Annotated in this window: 19 protein-coding genes and 1 tRNA gene; 6 read left to right on the top strand and 14 right to left on the bottom strand. The window is 62.8% G+C overall.

The window, feature by feature from the left end; translation table 11 throughout:
- Positions 1-18: 18 nt before the first annotated feature.
- Positions 19-1,479, bottom strand: a complete 1,461-nt coding sequence (gene rpsA, locus B843_RS06455) for a 30S ribosomal protein S1 (RefSeq protein ID WP_025252698.1) — start codon at positions 1,477-1,479, stop codon at positions 19-21.
- Positions 1,480-1,795: 316 nt separating this feature from the next.
- Between rpsA and B843_RS06450 the strand changes: the two genes are divergently transcribed.
- Positions 1,796-2,548: a class I SAM-dependent methyltransferase gene (locus B843_RS06450; RefSeq protein WP_025252697.1), complete on the top strand. Its 753-nt coding sequence runs from the start codon at positions 1,796-1,798 to the stop codon at positions 2,546-2,548.
- On the opposite strand, the gene B843_RS06445 is transcribed toward B843_RS06450, so the two are convergent.
- From B843_RS06445 to B843_RS06425, 5 genes are all read right to left on the bottom strand, one after another.
- Positions 2,545-3,591: a winged helix DNA-binding domain-containing protein gene (locus B843_RS06445; protein ID WP_269319746.1), complete on the bottom strand. Its 1,047-nt coding sequence runs from the start codon at positions 3,589-3,591 to the stop codon at positions 2,545-2,547. The two genes, B843_RS06450 and B843_RS06445, sit on opposite strands and share 4 nt — an antisense overlap.
- Positions 3,592-3,635: 44 nt before the next feature.
- Complete coding sequence (polA, locus tag B843_RS06440) at positions 3,636-6,278, bottom strand: DNA polymerase I (protein WP_025252695.1); 2,643 nt, start codon at positions 6,276-6,278, stop codon at positions 3,636-3,638.
- Positions 6,279-6,363: 85 nt separating this feature from the next.
- A complete protein-coding gene (locus tag B843_RS06435; RefSeq protein WP_025252694.1) occupies positions 6,364-6,606 on the bottom strand; it encodes a thioredoxin family protein in 243 nt (80 codons plus the stop codon).
- Positions 6,607-6,651: 45 nt separating this feature from the next.
- The gene (locus tag B843_RS06430; RefSeq protein ID WP_081751515.1) at positions 6,652-7,719 is read right to left on the bottom strand and encodes a permease; all 1,068 of its coding nucleotides are present in this window, start codon (positions 7,717-7,719) and stop codon (positions 6,652-6,654) included.
- Positions 7,712-8,041 (bottom strand): ArsR/SmtB family transcription factor, encoded by a 330-nt coding sequence (locus tag B843_RS06425; protein WP_025252692.1) that lies wholly within the window; start codon positions 8,039-8,041, stop codon positions 7,712-7,714. The genes B843_RS06430 and B843_RS06425 overlap by 8 nt, the downstream gene beginning before the upstream one ends.
- Before the next feature lie 170 nt (positions 8,042-8,211).
- On the opposite strand from B843_RS06425, the gene B843_RS06420 reads away from it, so the two are divergent.
- Entirely contained in the window at positions 8,212-8,538 is a 327-nt protein-coding gene (locus B843_RS06420; protein ID WP_025252691.1) for a hypothetical protein, read from the top strand.
- Positions 8,539-9,543: 1,005 nt separating this feature from the next.
- Here B843_RS06420 and B843_RS06415 read toward each other — a convergent pair.
- From B843_RS06415 to B843_RS06400, 4 genes are all read right to left on the bottom strand, one after another.
- A complete protein-coding gene (locus B843_RS06415) occupies positions 9,544-12,687 on the bottom strand; it encodes a type I restriction endonuclease subunit R (protein ID WP_081751514.1) in 3,144 nt (1,047 codons plus the stop codon).
- Positions 12,688-12,692: 5 nt separating this feature from the next.
- On the bottom strand, positions 12,693-13,895 hold the full coding sequence (locus B843_RS13245) for a restriction endonuclease subunit S (RefSeq protein WP_081751513.1): 1,203 nt from the start codon (positions 13,893-13,895) through the stop codon (positions 12,693-12,695).
- Entirely contained in the window at positions 13,895-15,850 is a 1,956-nt protein-coding gene (locus B843_RS06405; RefSeq protein WP_025252688.1) for a type I restriction-modification system subunit M, read from the bottom strand. Before B843_RS06405 ends, B843_RS13245 begins: the two co-directional genes overlap by 1 nt.
- 333 nt (positions 15,851-16,183) lie before the next feature.
- A tRNA-Leu gene (locus tag B843_RS06400) sits at positions 16,184-16,260 on the bottom strand.
- Positions 16,261-16,472: 212 nt separating this feature from the next.
- On the opposite strand from B843_RS06400, the gene B843_RS06395 reads away from it, so the two are divergent.
- From B843_RS06395 to B843_RS06380, 4 genes are all read left to right on the top strand, one after another.
- Positions 16,473-17,393: a DUF368 domain-containing protein gene (locus tag B843_RS06395; RefSeq protein WP_025252687.1), complete on the top strand. Its 921-nt coding sequence runs from the start codon at positions 16,473-16,475 to the stop codon at positions 17,391-17,393.
- A gap of 148 nt (positions 17,394-17,541) precedes the next feature.
- Positions 17,542-18,510 carry an ABC transporter substrate-binding protein gene (locus B843_RS06390; protein ID WP_038595968.1) on the top strand — a complete coding sequence of 323 codons (969 nt, stop codon included), beginning with the start codon at positions 17,542-17,544 and terminating at the stop codon, positions 18,508-18,510.
- 115 nt (positions 18,511-18,625) lie between these two features.
- Entirely contained in the window at positions 18,626-19,555 is a 930-nt protein-coding gene (locus tag B843_RS06385; RefSeq protein WP_025252685.1) for an amino acid ABC transporter permease, read from the top strand.
- Between the two features lie 30 nt (positions 19,556-19,585).
- Complete coding sequence (locus B843_RS06380) at positions 19,586-20,359, top strand: amino acid ABC transporter ATP-binding protein (protein WP_038595358.1); 774 nt, start codon at positions 19,586-19,588, stop codon at positions 20,357-20,359.
- Positions 20,360-20,452: 93 nt separating this feature from the next.
- On the opposite strand, the gene B843_RS06375 is transcribed toward B843_RS06380, so the two are convergent.
- From B843_RS06375 to B843_RS06360, 4 genes are all read right to left on the bottom strand, one after another.
- Complete coding sequence (locus tag B843_RS06375) at positions 20,453-21,196, bottom strand: sulfite exporter TauE/SafE family protein (protein WP_025252683.1); 744 nt, start codon at positions 21,194-21,196, stop codon at positions 20,453-20,455.
- Positions 21,197-21,286: 90 nt separating this feature from the next.
- Positions 21,287-21,772, bottom strand: a complete 486-nt coding sequence (gene coaD, locus B843_RS06370) for a pantetheine-phosphate adenylyltransferase (RefSeq protein WP_210766212.1) — start codon at positions 21,770-21,772, stop codon at positions 21,287-21,289.
- A gap of 82 nt (positions 21,773-21,854) precedes the next feature.
- The gene (gene rsmD, locus B843_RS06365; protein WP_025252681.1) at positions 21,855-22,502 is read right to left on the bottom strand and encodes a 16S rRNA (guanine(966)-N(2))-methyltransferase RsmD; all 648 of its coding nucleotides are present in this window, start codon (positions 22,500-22,502) and stop codon (positions 21,855-21,857) included.
- Between the two features lie 10 nt (positions 22,503-22,512).
- Entirely contained in the window at positions 22,513-22,728 is a 216-nt protein-coding gene (locus B843_RS06360) for an acetyl-CoA carboxylase biotin carboxyl carrier protein subunit (protein ID WP_025252680.1), read from the bottom strand.
- Positions 22,729-22,769 lie beyond the last annotated feature (41 nt).

Raw genomic sequence — 22,769 nt, 5'->3', positions numbered from 1 at the left:
GCAAGCCCGCGCTAGCTACTAGTTGCCAGCCAGCTTCTCGCGCAGAGCAGCGAGCTGCTCGTCGGAAGCCAGGGAGCCACCCTCGACCTCGTTCGCCGCGGCCGGAGCTGCCTCAGCGGACTCGGAGGAGTAGTTGGTAGCGCCCTCGCCAGCCTCTGCAGCGGCGGCTGCAGAGGCGCGGTTGCGCTCGATCTGGGCGGTGTGCAGGTTGAAGCGGCGCTCGGACTCGGCGTAGCGAGCCTCCCACTCCGCACGCTGCTCCTCGAAGCCCTCGAGCCACTCGTTGGTCTCGGGGTCGAAGCCCTCGGGGAAGATGTAGTTGCCCTTCTCGTCGTAGGAATCGGCCATGCCGTACTTCGACGGGTCGAACTCCTCGGTGTAGTCCTCGTCGGCCTGCTTCAGGGACAGGGAGATGCGACGACGCTCGAGGTCGATGTCGATGACCTTGACCAGGGCCTCCTCGCCAACGTTGACGACCTGGTCCGGGACCTCGACGTGGCGCTGAGCCAGCTCGGAGATGTGGACGAGGCCCTCGATGCCCTCCTCGACGCGAACGAACGCGCCAAACGGGACGAGCTTGGTGACCTTACCCGGAACGATCTGGCCCACAGCGTGGGTGCGGGCGAAGACGCGCCACGGATCTTCCTGGGTAGCCTTCAGGGACAGGGACACGCGCTCGCGGTCGAGATCGACGTCGAGAACCTCGACGGTGACCTCGTCACCCACGGTGACAACCTCGGACGGGTGGTCGATGTGCTTCCAAGACAGCTCGGAAACGTGAACCAGGCCGTCGACACCGCCGAGATCGACGAAGGCGCCGAAGTTGACGATGGAGGACACGACGCCCTTGCGGACCTGGCCCTTCTGCAGCTGGTGCAGGAACTCGGAGCGGACCTCAGACTGGGTCTGCTCGAGCCAAGCACGGCGGGACAGGACAACGTTGTTGCGCTGCTTGTCGAGCTCGATGATCTTGGCCTCGATCTGCTGACCGATGTACGGATCGAGATCGCGAACGCGACGCATCTCAACGAGGGAAGCAGGCAGGAAGCCGCGCAGGCCGATGTCCAGGATCAGGCCGCCCTTGACGACCTCGATGACGGTACCGGTGACCGGCTCCTCGTTGCGCTGGAGCTCCTCGATGGCGCCCCATGCGCGCTCGTACTGAGCACGCTTCTTGGAAAGGATCAGGCGACCTTCCTTGTCCTCCTTGGTGAGGACGAGTGCGTCGATCTGATCGCCGACCTCGACGACCTCATCGGGGTCGACGTCGTGCTTGATGGAAAGCTCGCGGGACGGGATGACACCCTCGGTCTTGTATCCGATGTCGAGCAGAACCTCGTCGTGGTCGACCTTGACCACGGTGCCCTCGACGATGTCACCATCGTTGAAGTACTTGATGGTGGCGTCGACGGCTGCGAGGAATTCCTCAGTGGAGCCGAAGTCGTTGACGGCTACCTGAGGGACGTTGTTGGTTGGCATTAAATGCTCCGAAAACGTAGGAATAGTAAATGGACAGAATATGTGGCGGTGTCTCTCTAAAAACGCAGGTCACCGCGCTCTTGGATCCCGCTTCCAAGGGGTTTCTCCCCTCCTACATGAGGAGAAATTCGATGGAGGCATAGACACGCCCGCTCAATAGTAGTGCATTTGCGCTGGCAGAGCAATTTTTCCGGCCCTTGAGCTTCCGCCGTCGCCGCCGAAGCCACCTGCGGCTTTCACACCAGTCTCACGAGCCCCACTTGGCGCTGGAGCGGTAACCGAAGGCGTCGACAAGCGAAGCTAGAATCCAAGCATCATGAGTGAGGACTTTCACCGCGCGGCGACGGCCGCCAACCGCCGATTCTGGGACGACGACGCCGCGGACTATCACGCGCGGCACGCACACTACCTCGACGGCTTCTACTGGTGCCCGGAGATGCTGGCGGAGGCCGAGGCACGGCTGCTCGGCGACGTGACCGGGCAGCGCGTGCTAGAGATCGGCTGCGGGAGCGCCCCGTGCTCAACCTGGCTGAGCTCCGCATACCCGGGGGCGCGGCTGGTGACGGGGATGGATCTCTCGCGCGGCATGCTGGCCGCCGCCGACCCCGGCGTGCCGTTGATCCAGGCCGACGCGCTCGCGCTTCCCTACCGCGACGGTGCCTTCGACCAGGTATTTTCCGCCTTCGGCGCGATCCCGTTCATCGAGGGCCTGCCCGCGCTCTTCCGCGAGGTCGCCCGCGTGCTAGCTCCTGGCGGGACGCTGACCTATTCGTGCAACCACCCCATGCGCTGGGTCTTCCCCGACGACCCCGGCGAGGAGGGGCTGGTGGCCGCCATCCCCTACTTCGAGCGCTCCTACGTGGAGGAATCCGGCGGGAAGGTGACCTACGCCGAGTTCCAGCACACGATCGGCGACCACGTCGCAGCACTTGCGGGCGCGGGCCTGCGCATCGAGCGGGTGCTCGAGCCCGAGTGGCCCGAGGACCTCGAGGAGACGTGGGGGCAGTGGTCGCCGCTGCGCGGGAGGATCTTCCCCGGCACCATCATCTTCCAGGCGCGCCGCGGCTAGGCGACGGCAAACGGGTAGGCCTCGAACCGCTTGCGCAGCGGGACCGCGGCCGACTTCGGGATCGTGGCCACCGCCTCCATCGAGAGCTGGCGCCTGCCCGCAGAGCCCGAGCGCGTCCACGCCCCGCGCACGGTGCCGCCGACCACGACCGCCTTGCGGAACACTCCCCGATTCCGCGGGACGAGAACGTCGTGGACCTTCGGCGTCATGGCAAAGAGCCGGTCCTGGTAGCCGAGGATGAACTCGTCGAAGGCGGGCAGCAGCCGCGGGCGCTCCGCCTCCTTGAGCATCCCGGGCAGGCGCTCGGCGAGCAGGGTGTCCACGTAGACGGTGTCGCCGTCCCGCTCGACGGCGTCGACGTCATCGGCTAGGAGCGGGAGCGCCTTCTTGATCTCTGAGACCTTGAGCTTGCTCCACCAGCGGAAGTCGGCGAGCGTGGCCGGGCCGCGGGTGCGGAAGTAGCGGGACATGAGCTCCGCCGTGGCCGCCGTTCGATCCTCGAAGAGCTCCTCGAGGCCGGGCCCGAGGATGCCCTCGGCCAAGGCCACGCGCTGGTCGCGGCCGTCCCAGCCGGAGTAGACCACGTCGTGCTCGATGATGAGCTGGAAGAGCGACCGGTAGATCACCCCGGTCTGCGAGTGGTCGAGGTGCGGGAGCGCCTTCCGGGCGAGCTCCTTGTACTCGGCCCGGGTGAGTCCGTCCCCGCGCGCGGCGGGGTGGGCGTGCAGCGCCTCGCGCAGGCTGTCGAGCTCGCGGGCGCCCACGCCGTAGGACTTCTCCGCGGCGGCGCGGCCCTGAGCCACGATCCCTGTCGAGCACAGCTCGGTGATCCACCTCAGGTCGCGCGCCGCGCCGAGGAACACCGTGCCGCGCATCGGGTAGCCACGCACGAGCCTGCGCTCCCGCAGGAGGTCCAGCACCTCGTCGATGCTTCCCGACGCCGTGCGCAGCGCCACCGAACTGAGGACACCCAGGTCCTGGCCCTGCATGACCCCGAAAGCCGCGACGGCCTCCGCGCCGCCGGCGTAAGGGCGATCGACCAGCCCCTGCGCGACCAGCCTGGTCAGGGCCAGAGACTTGTCCTACACTAGTGTCCGGCCTCGTTCCAGTCGGTGCCCACGCCCGCGGAGACCTCCAGCGGGACGCGCAGCTTGATGGCCGAGTCCATCTCGCGCTCGAGGATCTCTCGGACCTTGCCCAGCTCGCCCGGGGCGACCTCGACCACGAGTTCGTCGTGCACCTGGAGCAGGACCCGGGATGCGACCTTGGCCTTCTTCAGCTCGCGGTCGACGCGGATCATGGCAACCTTGATGATGTCGGCGGCCGTGCCCTGAATCGGGGCGTTGAGCGCGGCGCGCTCGGCGTTCTCGCGGGCAACGCGGTTGTCGGAGTTGAGCTCCGGCAGGTAGCGGCGGCGGCCGAAGAGCGTGGAGGTGTAGCCGTCCTTGCGGGCCTGGGCCACGACCTCGTCGAGGTAGCGCTTCACGCCGCCGAAGCGCTCGAAGTAGCTCTCCATGATCTGGCGCGCCTCGCCCGCCGGGATGCCCAGCTGCTGGGACAGGCCGAAGGCGGACAGCCCGTAGACCAGGCCGTAAGACATGGCCTTCACGCGGCGGCGCAGCTCCGGGGTGACCTCGTCGACCGGGACGTCGAAGACCTTGGAGCCCACGTAGTTGTGCAGGTCCTCGCCCTCGCGGTAGGCCTCGATGAGCCCCGGGTCCTCGGACAAGTGCGCCATGACGCGCATCTCGATCTGGGAGTAGTCGGCCGTGAGCAGGGTCTCGTAACCGGGGCCCACGACGAATGCGGAGCGGATCTTGCGCCCTGCGGGGGTGCGCACCGGGATGTTTTGCAGGTTCGGCTCCGTCGACGACAGGCGGCCGGTGGAGGCCACCGTCTGGTTGAAGGTGGTGTGGATGCGCCCGTCGGAGGACACCGACTTGATGAGCCCCTCCAGGGTGGTCTTCATCTTCTGGTACTCGCGGTGCGCGAGCAGGTGGTCGAGGAACGGGTGCGGGTGATTGACCGCGAGCGCCTCGATCTCCTTCGCCGCCGTGGAGTAGCCGGTCTTGGTCTTCTTGGTCTTTGGCAGCCCGAGAGTCTCGAAGAGCACCACCTGCAGCTGCTTCGGGCTTGACAGGTTGAGGGAATCGTCCCCCGCCAGCGCGCGCGCCTGGGCTTCTTCCTCCTGGACCTGCTCGATAAAGGTGTCGAGCTGCTCCTGCAGCGTGTCGATGTCCACGGCGATGCCGGCGTCCTCCATGTGCGCGAGGATGCTGAGCAGCGGGATCTCCAGGTCCGCGTACAGCTCGTAGGCGTCGATGGCCTGGAGAGCGCCGACGAGCTCCTCGACCAGCTCGAGGATGGCCACCGCGGAGTTGATGAGCGAATCGGCGTCGGCGACGTCGAGCAGCGTCATCTGACCCGAGGCGGGCTCGGCGTCGAGCTGGCGCTGCAGGTGGCGCTGGTAGACGTCCTTCAGCTCGTAGGTGCGCTGGCCCGGACGCAGCAGATAGGCCGCGATCGCGGTGTCGTGAGCGATGCCGCCCAGCTCAAAACCGCGCCCCTTGAGCATGTGGTAGGCGGCCTTGCCCTCGTGGAGGTACTTGGGCGAGTCGCTGGCGAGCCACTCGCCCAGCGCCTTCTCCTCCTCCGGCGACAGCTCGCCTAGGTCCACGGCGATGGCCTCGCGCTGCTGGTTGACGATCGCGAGGCGTGTGGCATCCCCCGCGGCCGGGCGGCCGGTTCCCTCCACGAAGAGCGCCATGCCCGCGTGCGGGGTGTTCTCCTTGTGCTCCTTGAGCCAGGTGACCAGGTCGTGGGAGGTGACCTCCACCTCGTCGCGGTCCTCCTCGAAGGCGGCGTCGGCGTGGATGGCGCCCAATACCTTCTCGCGCAGCGTGGTGCCGAACTCGAGCGCGTCGAACTTGGCGGCCACGTCGGTCACGTCGGCCTCACGCAGGCCCAGCTGCTCCGGGGTATACGGCAGTTCCAGGTCCTTGACCATCTCCGTCAAGGTGCGGTTCATGCGCACCTGGTCGAGGCGTTCGCGGAAGCTCTCGCCCACCTTGCCCTTGACCTTGTCGGCGTTAGCTAGGAGGTTATCCAGCGTCCCGTACTCGACGATCCACTTGGTCGCCGTCTTCTCGCCCACCTTCGGGATCGAGGGCAGGTTGTCGGACGGATCGCCGCGCAGCGCCGCGAAGTCCGGGTACTGAGCCGGGGTCAGCCCGTACTTCTCCTCCACCGCCTCGGGCGTGAACCGGTGCAGCACGGACACGCCCCGCATCGGGTAGAGCACCGTGGTGGTGTCGTTGACCAGCTGGAAGGAGTCGCGGTCGCCGGTGACGATCAGCGTCTCAAACCCCAGCGGCTTGGCCGCGGTCGCAAGCGTGGCGATGATGTCGTCCGCCTCGTAGTTGTCCTTTTCTATGGTGGTGATCCCGAGCGCCTCCAGCACCTCCTGGATGAGCGGCACCTGCCCCTTGAACTCCGGGGGTGCGGCCTCGCGCTGCGCCTTGTACTCCGGGAACATCTCCGTGCGGAAGGTGGTTCGCCCCACGTCGAAGGCCACCGCGATGTGGCTGGGTTGTTCGTCGATAAGCAAAGACGACAGCATGGAAAGGAAACCGTACACGGCGTTGGTCGCCTGGCCGCCGGAGGTGGCAAAGTTCTCCGCGGGCAGGGCGTAGAACGCGCGGAAGGCCATCGAATGGCCATCGACCAACATGAGACGCTTGTTCGGGTTCGCTTCAGTCACGTTGGCCAGTCTAGCGGAGGCACCCGACGCGAACGGCCACCACCGATCGCCCGCGCTAGGCGCGCGCTTTGATCAGCTCCGCGATCTCCGCCGGCGTGGCCACGCGCCCGGACGCCACGACCTCTTCGTTGATGACGAGCCCCGGCGTGGCCATGATCCCGTACGCCGCGATCTCGGGAAAGGCCGTCACCTTGACCACCTCCGCCTCCTTTCCCAGCGACTTAAGCGCCGCGCGCGTGTTCTTCTCCAGGTTCTTGCAGTTGGCACAGCCCGGTCCGAGGATCTTGATGGTGAGCATGACTTCCTCCTTGAGAGTTCGAGTGCCTAGGCCGAGAAAAGGCAACTAGGCATAGATGAAATTGAACAGATAGCCGACGACGATGATGCCCACGCCCACCGCGGCGAAGAAGGCCGCCAACAGCCGCGGCTTGAGCACCTGTCGCAGCATGATCGCCTCCGGGATCGACAGCGCGATGGCCCCCATCATGAGCGACATGACCGTTCCCAGCGGCAGGCCCTTGGCCCACAGCGCCTCGCCGATGGGCACGACCCCGCCGCCGTTGGCGTAGAGCGGGATGCCGGCGAGCGTCGCGATCGGCACGGCAAACGGGTTATCGGGGCCCGCGAAGCGGGTAAAGAAGTCCTCCGGGATCCAGCCGTGGATGGCCGCGCCGATGGCCACGCCCACGATGACCCACTTCCACACGCGCCGGAAGATGTCGGAGGCCTCGGCGGCACCCGCCCGCACGCGATCCTCCAAGGTCGGCTTCTCCCCTTCCGCCGCTGCGGCGAGAGGCGCGCGTGTCTCGAGCACGTACGGCTCGACCCACGGCTTAAGGTCGAAGCGGCTAAAGAGGAAGCCGATCGCGATGGCGATGATGCTTCCCGACGCCACGTAGGCGACTGCCACGCCCCACCCGAACTGCGTTCCGATGAGGATCGCCGCGGTCTCGCTCACCAGCGGCGAGGCGATGAGGAAGGTGAGCGTGATCGGCAGCGGGATGCCCGCCGCGACGAAGCCGATGAACAGCGGGATCGACGAGCAGCTGCAAAACGGAGTGACCACTCCGAGCACCACCGCGAGCACCAGCCCCACGAACAGGCCCTTGTCTTCCAGAAACGCCCGCGCCCGCTCGAGGTTGAGGCTCGCCCGGGCCACCCCGATGACGAACATGAGGCCGGACAAAAGCAGCAGGATCTTGACGGTGTCGTAGCTAAAGAAGTGGATCGCCGACCCCAGCCGACCGTTGAGGTCAAGCCTGAAGACCGTACCGTAGAGCCAGTCCCACCACGGCCGGTTGAGGAAGTAGGCCGTAAACCACGCGATCGCCAGAAGCACGAGGCGCACGCCAAGCGGGATTCTCCCCACCTCGGCGACGGCCCTCTCTCGCGCCTTAACTAGGTTACTCATCGCACTCGCATCCCTTCGACTGCGGTGTGGGGCTCCCCGGCAGCGCCGCGTGGAGCCGCTCGAACGCTCCCTCGGCCAGGCGATAGTGCACCCAACGCCCGCGCCGCTCGCTCGTGACCAGCCCGGCGTCGCGCAGGACCTTGAGGTGATAGCTGAGCAGGTTGTCCGGAATCGGCGGCGTGGTGTTGAGGTTGCACACGCACTCCTCGCCCACCGCGGCAAGCTCACGCACCAGGCCCAACCGGATCGGGTCCGCGACGGCGCCCAGCAGCGCCGCAGCCTCGCCCACGTCGCCTACTTCAAAATCTCTTGATTCAACCACAATTGAATTGTATGGCCGCGCGACAACCGCTTTCAATGGTTTTCCGGTGGTCGCTGCGTCACTTTCGCTTGCCGACGGCCAAGGCGCCCGCCCCCAACCCTGCGGCTGCCGTTAAGAAATATGGAAGAAGATCCTTTCCCAACCCCTATGCGTCACCTAGACTCTGCCCCATGATGAAAAAGCTTGCCGCCGCCCTCGCCGTGACCACGGCGCTTACCCTCCTCGCCCCGGCCGCCAACGCCCAGTCCTCCGCGCCGACCCAGTCCGAGCCCGGACTTGGACCGTTCGGGCAGTTCTTCGCCGCTTCCTCCGATGCCTGGCAGCAGTTCGTCTTTCCCAACATCGCCGACATGAACACCGGCGAGGAGGGCCAGTACCTGCCGCAGATCATTTCCTCTACCGTTCCGGTCTGGATCAGCTCTACCCTTGCGCTTCCGTTGATCAGCCTCGAGCGCTACCTGCTGGGATACCAGGACTCGCCGTTCATGTCCTCGTAGACGTCCTCTTCCTATCGGCCAAGGCACGCCAGAGGTTCCAGACACCCATTCAGCTCAACACACGTGACCTCGTGTGTTGAGCTGAAGTCGCTATGACCGACTTCATGCCCTCCTAGCTGGGCATCGGCGTCTTCTAGAGTCAGTCGTGGGTTACGAATCGAGTGGCGGGCGGCGATGAAGGTGGCGGCGAAGGCCTGAGCGTTCGAAGTGATGCCTAGTGTCTCGCTAGACGATGGCCGTTGCTGCCGCTCACACGGGGCCAGCCCATTGACCCGATGCAGACACCGCAAAACGTACAAGACAATAAAAGTGGCAGGCCCGAAGGGATTTCTCACCTGCCTGACCACCGTTCCCGGATAGAGATCCAGCCCACTCTTCTGACCTAAACAGGTGAGAAGGCGGGCCGAACGATTGGCTCAATGACAGCACAGTTCGGGTGCCATTGTCCAGCTTCCCGCACCAAACTTCGCAATCACCTGGGCCACCGGAGACAACGGCGCTTGCAGATGTCCCTGTTCGGGGTGAAGATTCTTTGGCTTTGGTTTTTCATTTTTCCGCCGTTCTTGCCATTGCTCAGGACGCCACAATGCCTTAAGCAAGCTGGATGTGCAGAATACGTGCGAATGACCCGCGGCACCTACGTCGGTCGAGAATCTCGCCTACTTCATGTCACATTCCAACGACGCTAGCGCCTGTTATCAGCGGAGTTTGGTGGAGACAATGGTTCACGTCCTGCGCATTGGTGAAAAAACTCCCTTGTGCCGAAGGAATTTGCACAGTGCGCTCGGCGCAAATGTTCCTCATCCTCCCGCGAAACTCTACGGCATCGTGCACCTCGTCAATCAGCCATTACTCGAGTAATGATTTTCGATTCCCATCCAAGTAGAAATACTCGCCCACTTCACGGTGAGGTCTAAAGGCATTCCAACATGCTCTAGCCGGTCAAGGGAGCTCTGAGGGATATCCGAGGCCACTGACAGCCTCGGGTATCCAGCACATTTCCGCCTAGTGGTTCCCGAGCCGCTTTTTTACTTCCGCGTCCTTCGACGCTGCGACGAGCAACCCTGCGAGCGCTTGCAAGACCGTCTCCACATTGTCCATGTCCGCCGACAGGGTGGTGTAGACCTCCTGCGACTCCTGAGCGGAACCGAGCAATGCCTGTAGCCCCTTCTGCTTGAACGCCGAGGTGGAAGCAAGCTGCTTTGCATCATTCTCGTTTGCCATGCCCTGAATCTGTGGGTCTTCGGCGAGCTTGCCATACGAGGCTCGGATCGCACTCGCCGTCGCCTCGTCAGAGGCCGTAACGCCCGCCGCAGCGAGAATCGCGTTGACCTTCTCCACCGCCTCGTCAAACGCGGTCTTCACCGGCGAGTTTTCCGAAACCGGACGACCGTCAAAACCGGGTAACGGCAATGCCCCGTCAATTTCCTGTTTGGGCAACCCGAGATCTGCGTCCACCTCAACCGGCTCGACGGAGACACCGACAAGCTCAATGCCTGTGGTGTAGTCGTCGTCATCCTCTTGGCGCTCGATATTCAAGTTGCTTGCCAACAGCCCAGCGACAATAGCTCGCTTGTGCAACGTCACGTCCTGGTAGTCCACGATTTGGCTCAAGAACTCCCAAGCGTTCGTGTACTTCACGCAATTCGCCTTGAACGTCTTTCCGTCCGCATAGGCTTCCTTGTCGTTGGTCATGCGAGCCTGGCGCATGTGCTCGTTCCAGCGCCCGCGAATTGGGGCAATCAGCCCTTGGAGCTTTTCACTTGTCGCCTTCTCCATGAACGCGGTGCCGAGAGCGTCGAGTTCGTCCATTGTGTAGAACTCCGCCCGATCAAGTTCGTCGCCCAAATCCGACAGCGCGTTCGCCGGAATGTCGGTGTCGATGTGAGCCTGCTTGAAGTAGGGCTTGAACGAGTCCACGATGTCTGCCGGATCATTGACAAAATCCACGACCATTGGCGACGGCTTGCCGGGGAACGTCCGGTTGAGGCGGGAAAGAGTCTGCACCGCCATGACACCCGAGAGCTTCTTGTCGACGTACATGGCGCACAGCCGAGGCTCGTCAAAACCAGTTTGGAACTTGTTGGCGACAATGAGCACCTTGCACTCCTCGCTCTCCCGGAAGTGCAGTGCCGTGTCTTTGACTCCGTTGAGCGAGTACTCCGTCACGGTGTCATCGCCCATGCCGAGCGAGCCGGAGAACGCTACAAGTGTCGTCATGTCCCCATAGCCCTTCTTCGCAATGTACTCGTTCATTTTCAGCGACCATGTCAGAGCTGATCGACGATCCGGCGCTACGACCATAGCCTTTGCCGTTCCGCCTAAGTGCGACATCACGTTTCGCCTAAAATGCTCTACCGCTACGACAACCTTCTGGGCGATCGAGGTCGGGTGCATCCGAGCGAAACGCACCATGTCATTCACGGCTTCGGACTCGTCCACCGTTTCGGTACGCCCCAGCTCGTCGCGGATACGCGCGAACATGGTGTAGGTGGAGTAGTTCGACAGTACATCGAGAATGAAGCCCTCTTCGATAGCCTGACTCATGGAGTACAGGTCAAAAGGGACGTTTCTCGTCGGATCGAACTCGTCCGGCACACCATAGGCAGCAAGAGTCTTCGCCTTCGGCGTGGCCGTGAGCGCCACGAAGGAAATGTTCGCTGAGTTCGCCACGGCAGAGTCCACCGCCAACAGCATGTCGTCGCCGGTGATCTCCTCCCCTTCGTCGAGGTCAACGTCCACGAGGGTTTCACGCAGCTTCTTCGCCGCTTCGCCGTGTTGTGAGGAGTGCGCTTCGTCGATGATGACACAGTACTTTCGCCCTGCAAGGTCGGGCTTGGCCTCCATGAGCCGTGCCAGAGCCGGGAAGGTCTGAATGGTGCAGGAGATAATATGCCCGCCCTCACTCAATGCCTTTTCCAGCTTCTTCGACTTCGACCCCAGTTCATTGTCCACCGCGACGACCATGCCCTCGGAGGCACGCAACAGGTCAAGGCCCTCTTTGATATTGTCGTCCAACGCCGTGCGGTCGGTGACCACGATGACCGAATTGAACAGAGGCTCGCCCGAAGCAGTGAACGCACGGTTCGCCCGGTGCGCCAACCATGCAATCGTCTTCGTCTTGCCGGAACCTGCCGAGTGCTGGATCAAGAATCGCTCGCCTGAGCCATGAGCGACCATCGAGGAGATAACCCGCTCCGTCGCCCGCAGCTGGTGGTAACGCGGGAACACCAGCCTGCCGTCGTTGCCCTTTTTCGCAGGCTCCCACAACGCATAGTCCCGCAAGACACGCAGGAACAACTCGGGTGCAAACACTTCTTCCCACAGGTAGGACGTGTCCGAACCGTTCGGGTTCACAGGATTCCCGGCGTGGTCACCATTGCCCTTGTTGAACGGCAAGAACACTGTCTCCGCTCCCGCGAGAACAGTGGTCATGTAGACCTCTTGGTTCGACACTGCGAAATGCACGAGCGCGCGCCCCGGTGCCAGCAGCGGACGGTTCTTCGACGGCTTGCGGTCTTGGCGGTACTGCCTCTTCGCATCCTGTACAGCCTGCGTGTTGTCAGTTTTCAGCTCCATAGTCACCACGGGAATACCGTTCACCGTCAGCACGAGGTCAAGAGTCTCGGTGGAACCAGTATCGAAACGCACCTGCCGCAGCACCCGCAAGCGGTTCTCCCGTGCGACCTTCGTGACATTCTCGTACAAGGGGTTCTCGGGAAAGAACTGCACCAAGTTCTTAAACGTCGCCTTCTGGCGACCCCGCTGGGAGTGCGAGAACCCGTAGCGCAGCACTCCCAACAGCCCGCCGGACACCTTCTTCGTCCTCGCAGCCAGCGTCGGGGTCTTGCCCAAAAGCTCGACAAGCCGGTCAAGGAGCTTGTTCGCCGCCACCTGGCGCGCAGTACCTTCCAGCGAGCCTGGAATGGCCTTCTCAAACTCCTCGGGGAACTGCGACTCCAACCAAGAAAGCACGTCTGGCACATAGAGCGCGCGCCCCACGTCCCAGCCCTCGTTGGACGGCGTATGCAGCCAGCCCGAGGACACCAGCGACTCCACAATGGACGTTTCAAACCCGCTCTCAAGGTAGTCAGCCACAGCAGCTTCGACAGCTGTGTCAGAGGGCAGTTTCTTCACCTCGTTAGCCATAACCGCTACACCTCAACCTTCCCGGTCACCATGTCCGTGATAAGCACCTGGCGACGCTTCAACAACAGTTCCTTCAATGCGGTGCATTCCGTGATTATGCTTCGTGAGAAATCCAAGTAGCGATTGATCGCCAAGACAATTTCTTTTTGGCGCTCAAGATCAGGCAAGTAAATCTTGAGTTTTTCGGCTTTTTCTGCCGTGAAATGGGGAATTGTTGACACCGAATAATCCAGAGCAATGCGGCCAGAAAAATGAGCCTCCCTTAATGCGTGAAATACGTACTCTGGGAGGGCAATCCGGTTGTTGACGCGAATTCGCAAGAGTGCCTTTTGGAAAGAAACTCCCGGTGCGTCTTCCCGAAGAAATGCACATCTACCAGCGTCTCCACCTTCACACATGAGAATGTCATTCTTTCGTAGATCGAGTTTTACTCTCTCGCCTTCGGTCATGCGCATTTCTTTGAGGTCGTTAAAGTCCACGACACCTTCGGGGCGGACGTTTGTATTTCGCAGATAGGGTGTTTGTTCGCCGTAGTTCTTGCCTTGGTCAAGCATTTTTCCCAAGAGAATGGAGGAAATCATGCCGAGAGAAACATTCTTACACGTTTCCGGCTTGGCAAAAAGGCCAGAGTAAAGCGACCTTTTCCGCTTCTCCAACAACCCCACATACTCGTCCAGTTCTTTGACCGACGAGTCGATCTCCCCCGTCTCGCGGTCGAGACGGTCAGCGATACGACGCTGCGTGGCGAGGTCGGGCAGCGGAATACGGATACTTGCGAACCGGTCATACCGCGTACTCCAAAGGTCATCTACTATTCCGGTGCCCCAGCGATAGTATTCGTCCTGAAATGCCTTACTTTTCAACAGGTATTCAGCAAACCGAGATTCAACATATTCGACGCGCGGCTTGAGTACGGTGTAAACAACCGACACTAGACCGGTCAATCGAGAAAGCCCGCTTGCTCCGCGCCGATCCGAGCGCGAGTTAATGACAATATCTCCGGGAAAGACCACCTTCCGGTCGGCATCTCCTTGCTGTTTCGCAACTCCTTCGAGCTGTTGCGTGACTCCAGCCTGTCCAACGGACAGTGGCTCGTAATCTGCTACCGAACCTTTAGCCGTGCTCTGGGGAAAAATGCTTCCGGCCAAGACAAGGGGAAAACGAGAATCCCGAAAAGATGAATCCTTCGGACCCATGAAGGCACTCACTACTTCTTCACCTCCTCGAACAGGCTCCGAATCAGCGCCAGCTTTTCCTCAATTGCCGCGTCGAGCTCTTCTAGGGACTCCACTTCTTCCGGCTTGTAGAACAGCCTGGTCATGGGGATCTCGTAGCCGATCTTCACGTCCTCGGCGTTCCACATGAGGTCAGGAGCGAAGGGAAACACTTCGCGCTCCATGTGCGCGCCTATGTCCTCGCGGCGCGGGACGCGCTCGACAATCTTCGAGGCAGTGTCTATGACCATGTTTCCCCTGTGGTCTACCGCCGCCGGTGCATCCGCGTCGTCCACCGCAAGGCATTCCATGACATGCCCCAGCAACCCTACGCCCATCTTGAGGCCATGTGCCTTCGCTTGCGTCTTGAGGTGGTTCGGCAGGTCGTTCCACGCAATCCCTGCGCAGGAGCGAATGACCGCCTCGTGCCCAGTGAGTGCCTGCTTGTGTGACATGGCCCGTGCGACTGTCTCGTCGGTGACACTTGTGGCGTAGCGCTTCGGACGGTACATGGGTACGTCGTAGAAGCTCAAGTCTTCCGGCTCAACAACCTTGGAGAACTCTTCGTCCGCGTCCTCAAACGCCCCGTAGAGGTCGGACACCCACTTGCGGTCATCGTCAGAGAAGAACCGGCGCTTGTTGCCCATGCTCTTACGCATCGGCGACCACTTTGCCGTTGCGTCGATCAACTGTATCTTGCCCGCGCGTCGAGGTTCCTTGTTTTTGTCCACGATCCAGATGTAGGTGGCAATGCCGGTGTTGTAGAACATGTCTGTTGGCAGGGCGATGATCGCGTCAATGAGGTCGTTCTCGATCAACCGCGCGCGAATCAAGTCGGGACCCGATCCGGCGGAACCAGTAAATAGAGGAGAGCCGTTGGTGACCACGCCGCCACGACCGCCCTTCGTCGTGCCCGGTTCTGCGTCCTTGAGCTTGTCAACGACGTGGCACAGAAACAACATTTGTCCGTCCGACACGGCGGGCAAGCCGTGGCTGAAACGTGAGCCTTCGAGCTTCGACTCCGCGACCACCGCGTCCTTTGACTTCTTCCAGTCCGAGCCATACGGCGGGTTCGACAGCACATAGTCGAACTGCTCGCCGGTGTACTTGTCGTCGGCGAGAGTGTCGCCCTGCTTCAAATTGTTCGGGTCGGCACCTGCAACAATGAGGTCGGAGCGACCCAAGGCGTAGGACTTGGACATGCTTTCTTGACCGAACAGGCCAACCTCAATGTTGGCGTTGAGTTCCTTCATGGCGTTCTTCGCAACGAGCAACATACCAGCCGTACCCGCAGCCGGGTCGTAGACGGTACGAGCTGGGTTCGCGCCCTGCAAGCCGTCGTCGTCGGAATTGAGCAGAATGTCCACCATGAGGCGAATAACTTCGCGCGGAGTGTAGTACTCACCGGCAACTTGCCCATTCTCGCTAAAGGAGCGGAACATCAAGTCCTCGAAGAGGTCACCCATGACATTCTCGGCGGAACCGTTGCCCTCAACCTCGAGCACGGAGTCCGAGAGGTCAATGCCCGCGAAGTGGCCGACCACGCCCCACAGCACATTGTTCTCCTCCAACGTCTCAAGAAGCTCTGGGAACTTGAACGCCTTCCACACATCGCGCACCACGTCGTTGAACGAGTCGAGGTACGTCAAAAGACCAGACAAGACGTTATCGTCCGAGGCTGCAATGGTCTCCAACGACAAAGGCGACGACGAGTAGAACGGTAGACCGTGCTCCGAAAAGACCATTGCGTCAATGAGGTGTTCCGGCATGTGCTGACAGCGTTTCACCGTTTCCAGCACGCCCTGCTTCGTGTTTTTTAGCGAACACTCCATGCGGCGAAGCACCGTGAAGGGGAGAATGTAGTCGCCGTAGTTCTGGCGAGAAACTACGCCACGCAAATAGGTATCTGCGGTGCCCCACACCGCTTGGTACAAGGAACTGCTAGCCATAAAGTCGCTCCATTTGTTAGTGAAACTCAAAAAGAATTGCTGCAAAGTAGTCTATCGAGACGCTGCCCCGCGGCGTTCAGGGGCTTCGAAATTGCTTTCTATTTTGGATCCTCTGGGTGACGAAAGGTCTTAAGCGCCCCGAAAGGTCTTGATTGCATCCGGATCACACGCCAACAAAAGCCTCAAACATGAAACTCTCCTCGCAAAAAAATTGAAGCTGTGGGGAGGCAACACATTTTTCAATGTGTAGCGAGGTAAGGAAAAGTGTCAACTTTCGAAAATGCAAGAACCCCGCTTCCCTTCGCCAAACCGACGGAAAAGAAACGGGGTGTGTGGTGCCCCAGGTGAGACTCGAACTCACACTGGACGGGTTTTGAATCCGTTGCCTCTGCCAATTGGGCTACTGGGGCGTTCCTCAAAAATACTAAACCAGTGTGAGCGGTTCCCGGTAATCGCCAGTTCATGCGGGGTGCGGCGGCGGGCGCGCGCTGGGGGTGGCGCCTGGCTGGGGTTGATCCGGCCGTGTCGTGGCGGGTGGCGGCCACAAACTTTCTGGGTATGCTGGATCCGACTATCGTTTTACATTTCGGTTCACAGCTCAAAGAAAGCATCGCACTTCCTCATGACGGCCACCATGAACGCCCGCCCGAAGACCACTCCCCTGTCCGTACTCATCAACCTCATCATCGGCGGGCTCATCGGCCTGGCGGAGATGGTGCCGGGGGTCTCCGGCGGAACGGTGGCGCTGGTCACCGGCATCTACGAACGCGCGATCCACAACGGACGTGGGCTTTTGCATCTGGTCCGCGGCCTTTTCTCGAGGCGTTCCGACGCCCAGGGTGCCGCGCCGCAGGTCGAGTGGGGGTTCCTCGCCGCCGTGGGGGCGGGCATGGTCGGCACGGTGCTGGCGCTGTCGAAGGTGATGCACTCCTTCGTTGAGAATTCGCCCGAGACCTCCCGCGCGTTGTTTCTGGGAATGGTAGCGGTATCCCTTATCGTCCCGATCAAGATGATCGACAAGCGGGACCTGGCCACACGGTGGCTTCCCGCCGCGGCGTTGTTCGTGGGCGCGGCCGTCCTCATCTTCTTCCTCACCGGGTTCACCGCCGCGGAAAAGCCTCACCCGTCGCTCGTCGTGGTGTTCCTCGCCGCCGCCGTCGCCGTGTGCGCGCTCGTGCTGCCGGGCGTGTCGGGTTCCTTCGTGCTGCTGGCGATGGGCCTCTACCAGCCGATCATGGGGGCCGTGGCCGACCGAAACCTCACCGTCATGGCGGTGTTCATCGCCGGGGCGCTCACCGGCATCGCGCTGTTTATCCGCACCCTCGACTACCTGGTCAACCAGCACCACACGCTGACCATGGCCACCATGGCGGGCCTCATGCTCGGCTCACTGCGCGCACTGTGGCCGTGGCGGGGCGACGGCACCACCCTTGCAGCCCCCAGCGGCAACGTGGGCTGGCTGGTGGGCATGATCGTCCTCGGCGGGATCATCGCGGGCGCGATCATGATTCTCGAGCGGTTCAGCGACTCCCACGACGGATAGGTTCGGTGCCGTAGGCGTCGGCAAGCATGAAACGGGGCACATATTATTTTCTGTGGCGAAAACGCCCTCGTTATGGGCACCTATTTAATCGGCGTTAACCCGCGGCGGGGGCGCTTAATCGGGCAAGAAATATGTTAGGTTTATGCACATGATTCTTCCCAAGTTCCTCTCCAAGCGACAGGCGGTCGGACTCGCCGCGCTTCTTACCTCCGCAACCCTGCTCACCGGCTGCGTGACCAACTCCGAGGGCGGCTCGTCCTCCTCCGATTCCGCCTCCGCGGACGGCTCCGAGCTGTCCAACGAGGGCGGCCTGCCGTCCGGCTGGACCGAGATCAAGCCGGCCAAGGTCGACTCCATCGCCGCGATGGTCCCCGCCGACATCGCCGCCGACGGCACCCTCACCGTGGGTTCCAACCCGCCGTTCGCGCCCGCCGAGTTCAAGGACCCGCAGGGCAACATCATCGGCTTCGACATCGACCTCGCCCGCGCCGTGGCCTCCATCATGGGCCTCGAGCTCAAGGTCAACGAGCAGGACTTCTCCCTCATCCTCCCGGCCGTGTCCGGCGGCACCGACGAGATGGGCGTGTCTGGCTTCACCGACAACGAGGAGCGCCGCCAGAACTACGACTTCGTCAACTACTTCAACGCCGGCATCCAGTGGGCACAGCCCACCGGCAAGTCCGTCAACCCGGATGACGCCTGCGGCCTGACCGTCGCCGTCCAGCGCACCACCGTCTCCGAGACCGACGACGTCGCCGGCCGCTCCCAGAAGTGCCAGGACGAGGGCAAGTCCGCCATCAACGTCCTCGCCTTCGACTCCTCCGACGCCGCCGCCAACGCCGTGATCCTCGGCCGCGCCGACGCCGTCTCCGCCGACTCCCCGGTCACCGCCTGGGCCGTCGAGCGCTCTAACAACCGCCTGGAGACCACCGGCGAGATCTTCGACGCCGCCCACTACGGTTGGCCGGTCAAGAAGGGCTCCGAGCTGAGCAAGGCCGTCGCCGCGGCGCTGCAGCAGCTCATCGATTCCGGCGACTACGCCAAGATCCTCAACCAGTGGGGTCTGCAGGAGGGCGCAGTCACCGAGGCCATGATCAACGGCCAGCCGGTAAAGTAATTCTTCGTATCCGTTAAAGAGAGCTTTCCTCGCCGAAAAAATCTCTCGCGGTCCAACTCCGCTTGGCCGCGGGAGGGGCGCGAGGGAGGCTCTTTGGAATTTGAAAGAACACACTATGAGTACTACCCCTACTCCCAAGCCGATCGAGGCCAAATCTCTGCCTCACCCGGGACGGTGGATCACCGCCATCATCCTGCTCGCGCTTTTGGCTTGGTTCCTCATCTCCGCGAGCCAGAACGAGGCCTTCCGCTGGGATACGTACATGAAGTATCTCTTCGACACCCGCATCGCGGCGGCCACCGTGCGCACCATCCTGCTCACCGTGCTCGCCATGACGATCGGCGTGGTCTTGGGTTCCATTGTCGCCGTCCTGCGCATGTCCCCCAACCCGGTGCTCAGCGCAATCTCCTGGGCGTACCTGTGGATCTTCCGCGGGACCCCGGTCTACGTCCAGCTGGTCTTCTGGGGCCTGGCGGGCACCATCTTCAAGTCGATCAACGTCGGCTTCGCCGAGATCGATCTGCAGAGCCTGCTGAAAAACCTCTTCTTCCTCGCCGTCATCGGCCTAGGCCTTAACGAGGCCGCCTACATGGCCGAGATCGTCCGCTCCGGCATCCAGGCCGTGCCCGAGGGCCAGACCGAGGCCTCCAAGGCGCTGGGCATGAGCTGGTGGATGACCATCCGCCGCACCGTGCTCCCGCAGGCGATGCGGATCATCATCCCGCCGACCGGCAACGAGTTCATCTCGCTGCTGAAGACCACCTCGCTGGTCGTGGCCATCCCCTACTCCGAGGAGCTCTACGGCCGCTCGATGGACATCGCCAACGCCCTGTTCGAGCCCATCCCGATGCTGCTGGTCGCCGCCACCTGGTACCTCGTGGTCACCTCGGTGCTCATGGTCGGCCAGTACTACCTCGAGCGTTACTTCGCCAAGGGCGCCCGCCGCGAGCTGACCGCCCGCCAGCTTGCCGCGCTTGCCGACGCCGAGGGTGCGCTGCCTAGAAACGTCGACGTGGTCAACGAATCCACCGAGCGCAACGCCTAGGTCCTGGATCAGACAAGGAGAAAATTGATCATGACTCAATCACAGGATCTGATGATCGACGCCCAGCAGGTGTGCAAGTCCTACGGCTCCATCGAGGTGCTCAAGGGCATCGACATCCAGGTGAAAAAGGGGCAGGTCACCTGCCTGATCGGCCCGTCCGGCTCCGGAAAGTCCACCTTCCTTCGCTGCGTGAACCACCTGGAGAAGATCACCGCCGGGCGCCTCTACGTCGACGGCGAGCTGATCGGCTACCGCGAGAAGAACGGCGTGCTCTACGAGATCTCCGAGGAGGACGCCGCCCGCCAGCGCTCGGACATCGGCATGGTGTTCCAGTCCTTCAACCTCTTCCCCCACCGCACCGCGATCGAGAACATCATCGAGGCCCCGGTGCACGTGAAGGGGATGAAGCCCGCCGAGGCCCGCGCCGAGGGCATGAAGCTGCTCGAGCAGGTGGGGCTGGCCCACAAGGCCGACGCCTACCCGGCGCAGCTGTCCGGCGGCCAGCAGCAGCGCGTGGCGATCGCCCGCGCGGTGGCGATGAAGCCGAAGCTCATGCTCTTCGACGAGCCCACCTCCGCCCTCGACCCGGAGCTGGTCGGCGAGGTCTTGAACGTCATGCGCCAGCTGGCAAACGACGGCATGACCATGATGGTGGTCACCCACGAGATGGGCTTTGCCCGCGAGGTCGCCGACGAGGTCGTCTTCATGGCCGACGGCTACATCGTCGAGCGCGGCCCCGCCCGCCAGGTCATCGAGAACCCGCAGCACGAACGCACGCAGGCGTTCTTGTCCAGCCTGCTGTAGGAACGAAGAATCGCGAAAACGCACGATCCGATTGCGAAGGATCGTGCGTTTTCTGTTGCTTGTCGACGCGTACCGTAGGCGTCGACAAGCCTGCTAGAAAAGCCCCATGGCGCCGCGAACGAGCGCGGACACGCCGCCCAGGCTGGCGAGGATGAGCGCCATCGTGCGGGCCTTGTCGCGCGGGACGCGGTCCGAGATGCGCGCGCCGACGAAGATACCCACGAACATCGCAGCAATGCCGAAGACCCACACGAGCGGGCTAAGGTGCGAGATGGAACCCGCGCCGGTGAGCGTCTTGACGAGGATCGACACCGACCCGGAAACAATAAAGATCGGCTGCAGGGTCGACGCGTAGGAGCGCTGCTCCCAGCGAGAGGCCTGCGCGTAGACGGTGATCGCGGGCCCGGCGATGCCAGCGAGGGTGTTCATGAAGCCGCCGATCACGCCCGCCGTGACCGCGGGGCCGGTGCCGTGAACCTTCGGGATGCGGTTCTGGCTGAACGTGACCACCGCGAGCGCGATAAGCAGCAGGCCGCCCACGATGACCTGCAGCAGCGAGCCGGAGATCACCTTGATGAGCAAAGCCCCTGGCAGCGCGCCGATGATCATCGGCGAGGCGATGGTGGCGAACTTCCTCCAGTCCACGCCCTTGCGCACCGAGTAGGTGGTCAGGATCGCGTTGATGACGGCTAGGACGTTGACCACCAGGATGCCCTGGACCGGGCCCAAGAGGATGCTCAGGACGGGGCCGCCGACCAGACCCATGCCCATGCCCGAGATGCGTTGCATGAGCGAGCCGATTAAGACGACGAAGAAGACGATGAGGACGAGGGTCACGGGCTTCGGGGATTCTGTTGCTGAGGGAACTTGTTTTGAGGGCGACGAAAGGGGCCTGCGCGGCCACAGATCCCTTCGTGGGAGGTGGCGCTACTTCGGCCGTGCCGTGAGCTTCTCGCGCATGGCCTCGGCCACGTGCTCGGGCAGCATGTCGGAGACGTCGCCGCCGTAGATGGTGACCTCCTTGCACAGCGTCGAGCTGATGTAGCCGTACTTGGGGTCGGTCATGAAGAAGGCGGTGTCGATGCCCGTGAGCCTGCGGTTCATCTGCGCCATCGGCAGCTCGTACTCGTAGTCCAGCGAGGTGCGCAGGCCCTTGACCAGGATGTTGATGCCGTGCGCGGTGGTGTAGTCCACCAGAAGGCCCGCCCAGTGGTCGACCTTGACGTTGGGCAGCGACTTCACGGCCTCGCGGATGAGCTCCTTGCGCTCCTCGATGGTGAACATGCCGGAGCTCTTGTGCGGGTTGCCGGTGACGACCACGGTCACCTCGTCGAACTGCGAGGAGGCGCGGGTGATGATGTCCATGTGCCCCATCGTGATGGGGTCGAAGGAGCCTGGGCACACTGCGGTGATGGTCATGCTTGCCTGATTTCTTTGAATTGCTGGCTGCTTATGGGGTGCGATTCTAGCGCGTCGGTCGTGGCGGCGGGATCGGTTAGGGCTGGGATGCGGCGTTGGAGGTATCGGCGGTGTTCGCGGTGGCCTCGGCCTCCTCAGCGTCCTCGGATGCTTCGGCCAGCTCTCGATCGAAGACGGCCATGTCCATCCGCGCGATGCCGAAGGTGCGCTTCTTCAGCTTCTGGGTGGTGGGCACGTAGCCGCGGGGCCAGGCGGTGTTGGGCGAATCCACATGGCGCTCGACCACGACGGCCGCGCCGTCGACGAGCGCGGGCTTGAGCGCCTCGAGCATCTCCACGACCGCCGCGTCTGCGAGATCGTAGGGCGGGTCCGCGAGCACCATGTCGAAGTACTCCCGCGGGGCGCCGGCGACGTAGGTGGAGGCCTTCATCTCCTCGACGCTCACGTGCGGGTGGCCCACCACCTGCGCGTTCTGGCGGATGATGGCCGCCGCCTGCGGGTTGGACTCCACCAGCACCACGTGGGCGGCGCCGCGGCTGGCGGCCTCCAGGCCGAGCGCGCCAGAACCTGCGAAGAGGTCGAGCACGTTGGCGTCGGTGAAGCCGAAGCGCACCTGCAGCGAGGAGAACAGCCCCTCGCGGGCGCGGTCGGAGGTCGGGCGGGTGCCCGACGGCGGGACCTTGATCTTGCGGCCGCGGGCCTCGCCGGAGATGATGCGGGTCAATCCCATGGGCTTAACTTACCTCCGCCAGGTCGATGAGCGGGTCGCCGCCCACGCAGTCCGCGAAGTCGTCCGCCAACAGGGCGCGCACCCGGCCCGGCCCCGGCGCGAATACCGGCGCCTCCAACTTGACCGCCTCCACGCTGGCGAGTTCCTGTCCCGTCTCCACGGTGTCCCCGACCGCCACGTGGAAGTGGACGATGCCCGCGAATGGCGCACAAATTTTCATGCCCTTACCTTATCGCAGCCGGGTGCCGCCGCGGGACGCCG

It is taken from the genome of Corynebacterium vitaeruminis DSM 20294 (assembly GCF_000550805.1).
Classification (GTDB): Bacteria; Actinomycetota; Actinomycetes; order Mycobacteriales; family Mycobacteriaceae; genus Corynebacterium; species Corynebacterium vitaeruminis.
This window is presented reverse-complemented; position numbering and strand designations above follow the sequence as displayed.

Excerpts from the sequence above, each read along its gene's own strand:
- rpsA (WP_025252698.1), bottom strand. The coding sequence starts at position 1,479 with ATGCCAACCAACAACGTCCCTCAGGTAGCCGTCAACGACTTCGGCTCC.
- B843_RS06450 (WP_025252697.1), top strand. The coding sequence starts at position 1,796 with ATGAGTGAGGACTTTCACCGCGCGGCGACGGCCGCCAACCGCCGATTC.
- polA (WP_025252695.1), bottom strand. The coding sequence starts at position 6,278 with ATGTTGGTCGATGGCCATTCGATGGCCTTCCGCGCGTTCTACGCCCTG.
- B843_RS06435 (WP_025252694.1), bottom strand. The coding sequence starts at position 6,606 with ATGCTCACCATCAAGATCCTCGGACCGGGCTGTGCCAACTGCAAGAAC.
- B843_RS06430 (WP_081751515.1), bottom strand. The coding sequence starts at position 7,719 with ATGAGTAACCTAGTTAAGGCGCGAGAGAGGGCCGTCGCCGAGGTGGGG.
- B843_RS06420 (WP_025252691.1), top strand. The coding sequence starts at position 8,212 with ATGATGAAAAAGCTTGCCGCCGCCCTCGCCGTGACCACGGCGCTTACC.
- B843_RS06415 (WP_081751514.1), bottom strand. The coding sequence starts at position 12,687 with ATGGCTAACGAGGTGAAGAAACTGCCCTCTGACACAGCTGTCGAAGCT.
- B843_RS06405 (WP_025252688.1), bottom strand. The coding sequence starts at position 15,850 with ATGGCTAGCAGTTCCTTGTACCAAGCGGTGTGGGGCACCGCAGATACC.
- B843_RS06395 (WP_025252687.1), top strand. The coding sequence starts at position 16,473 with ATGACGGCCACCATGAACGCCCGCCCGAAGACCACTCCCCTGTCCGTA.
- B843_RS06390 (WP_038595968.1), top strand. The coding sequence starts at position 17,542 with ATGATTCTTCCCAAGTTCCTCTCCAAGCGACAGGCGGTCGGACTCGCC.
- B843_RS06385 (WP_025252685.1), top strand. The coding sequence starts at position 18,626 with ATGAGTACTACCCCTACTCCCAAGCCGATCGAGGCCAAATCTCTGCCT.
- B843_RS06380 (WP_038595358.1), top strand. The coding sequence starts at position 19,586 with ATGACTCAATCACAGGATCTGATGATCGACGCCCAGCAGGTGTGCAAG.
- B843_RS06360 (WP_025252680.1), bottom strand. The coding sequence starts at position 22,728 with ATGAAAATTTGTGCGCCATTCGCGGGCATCGTCCACTTCCACGTGGCG.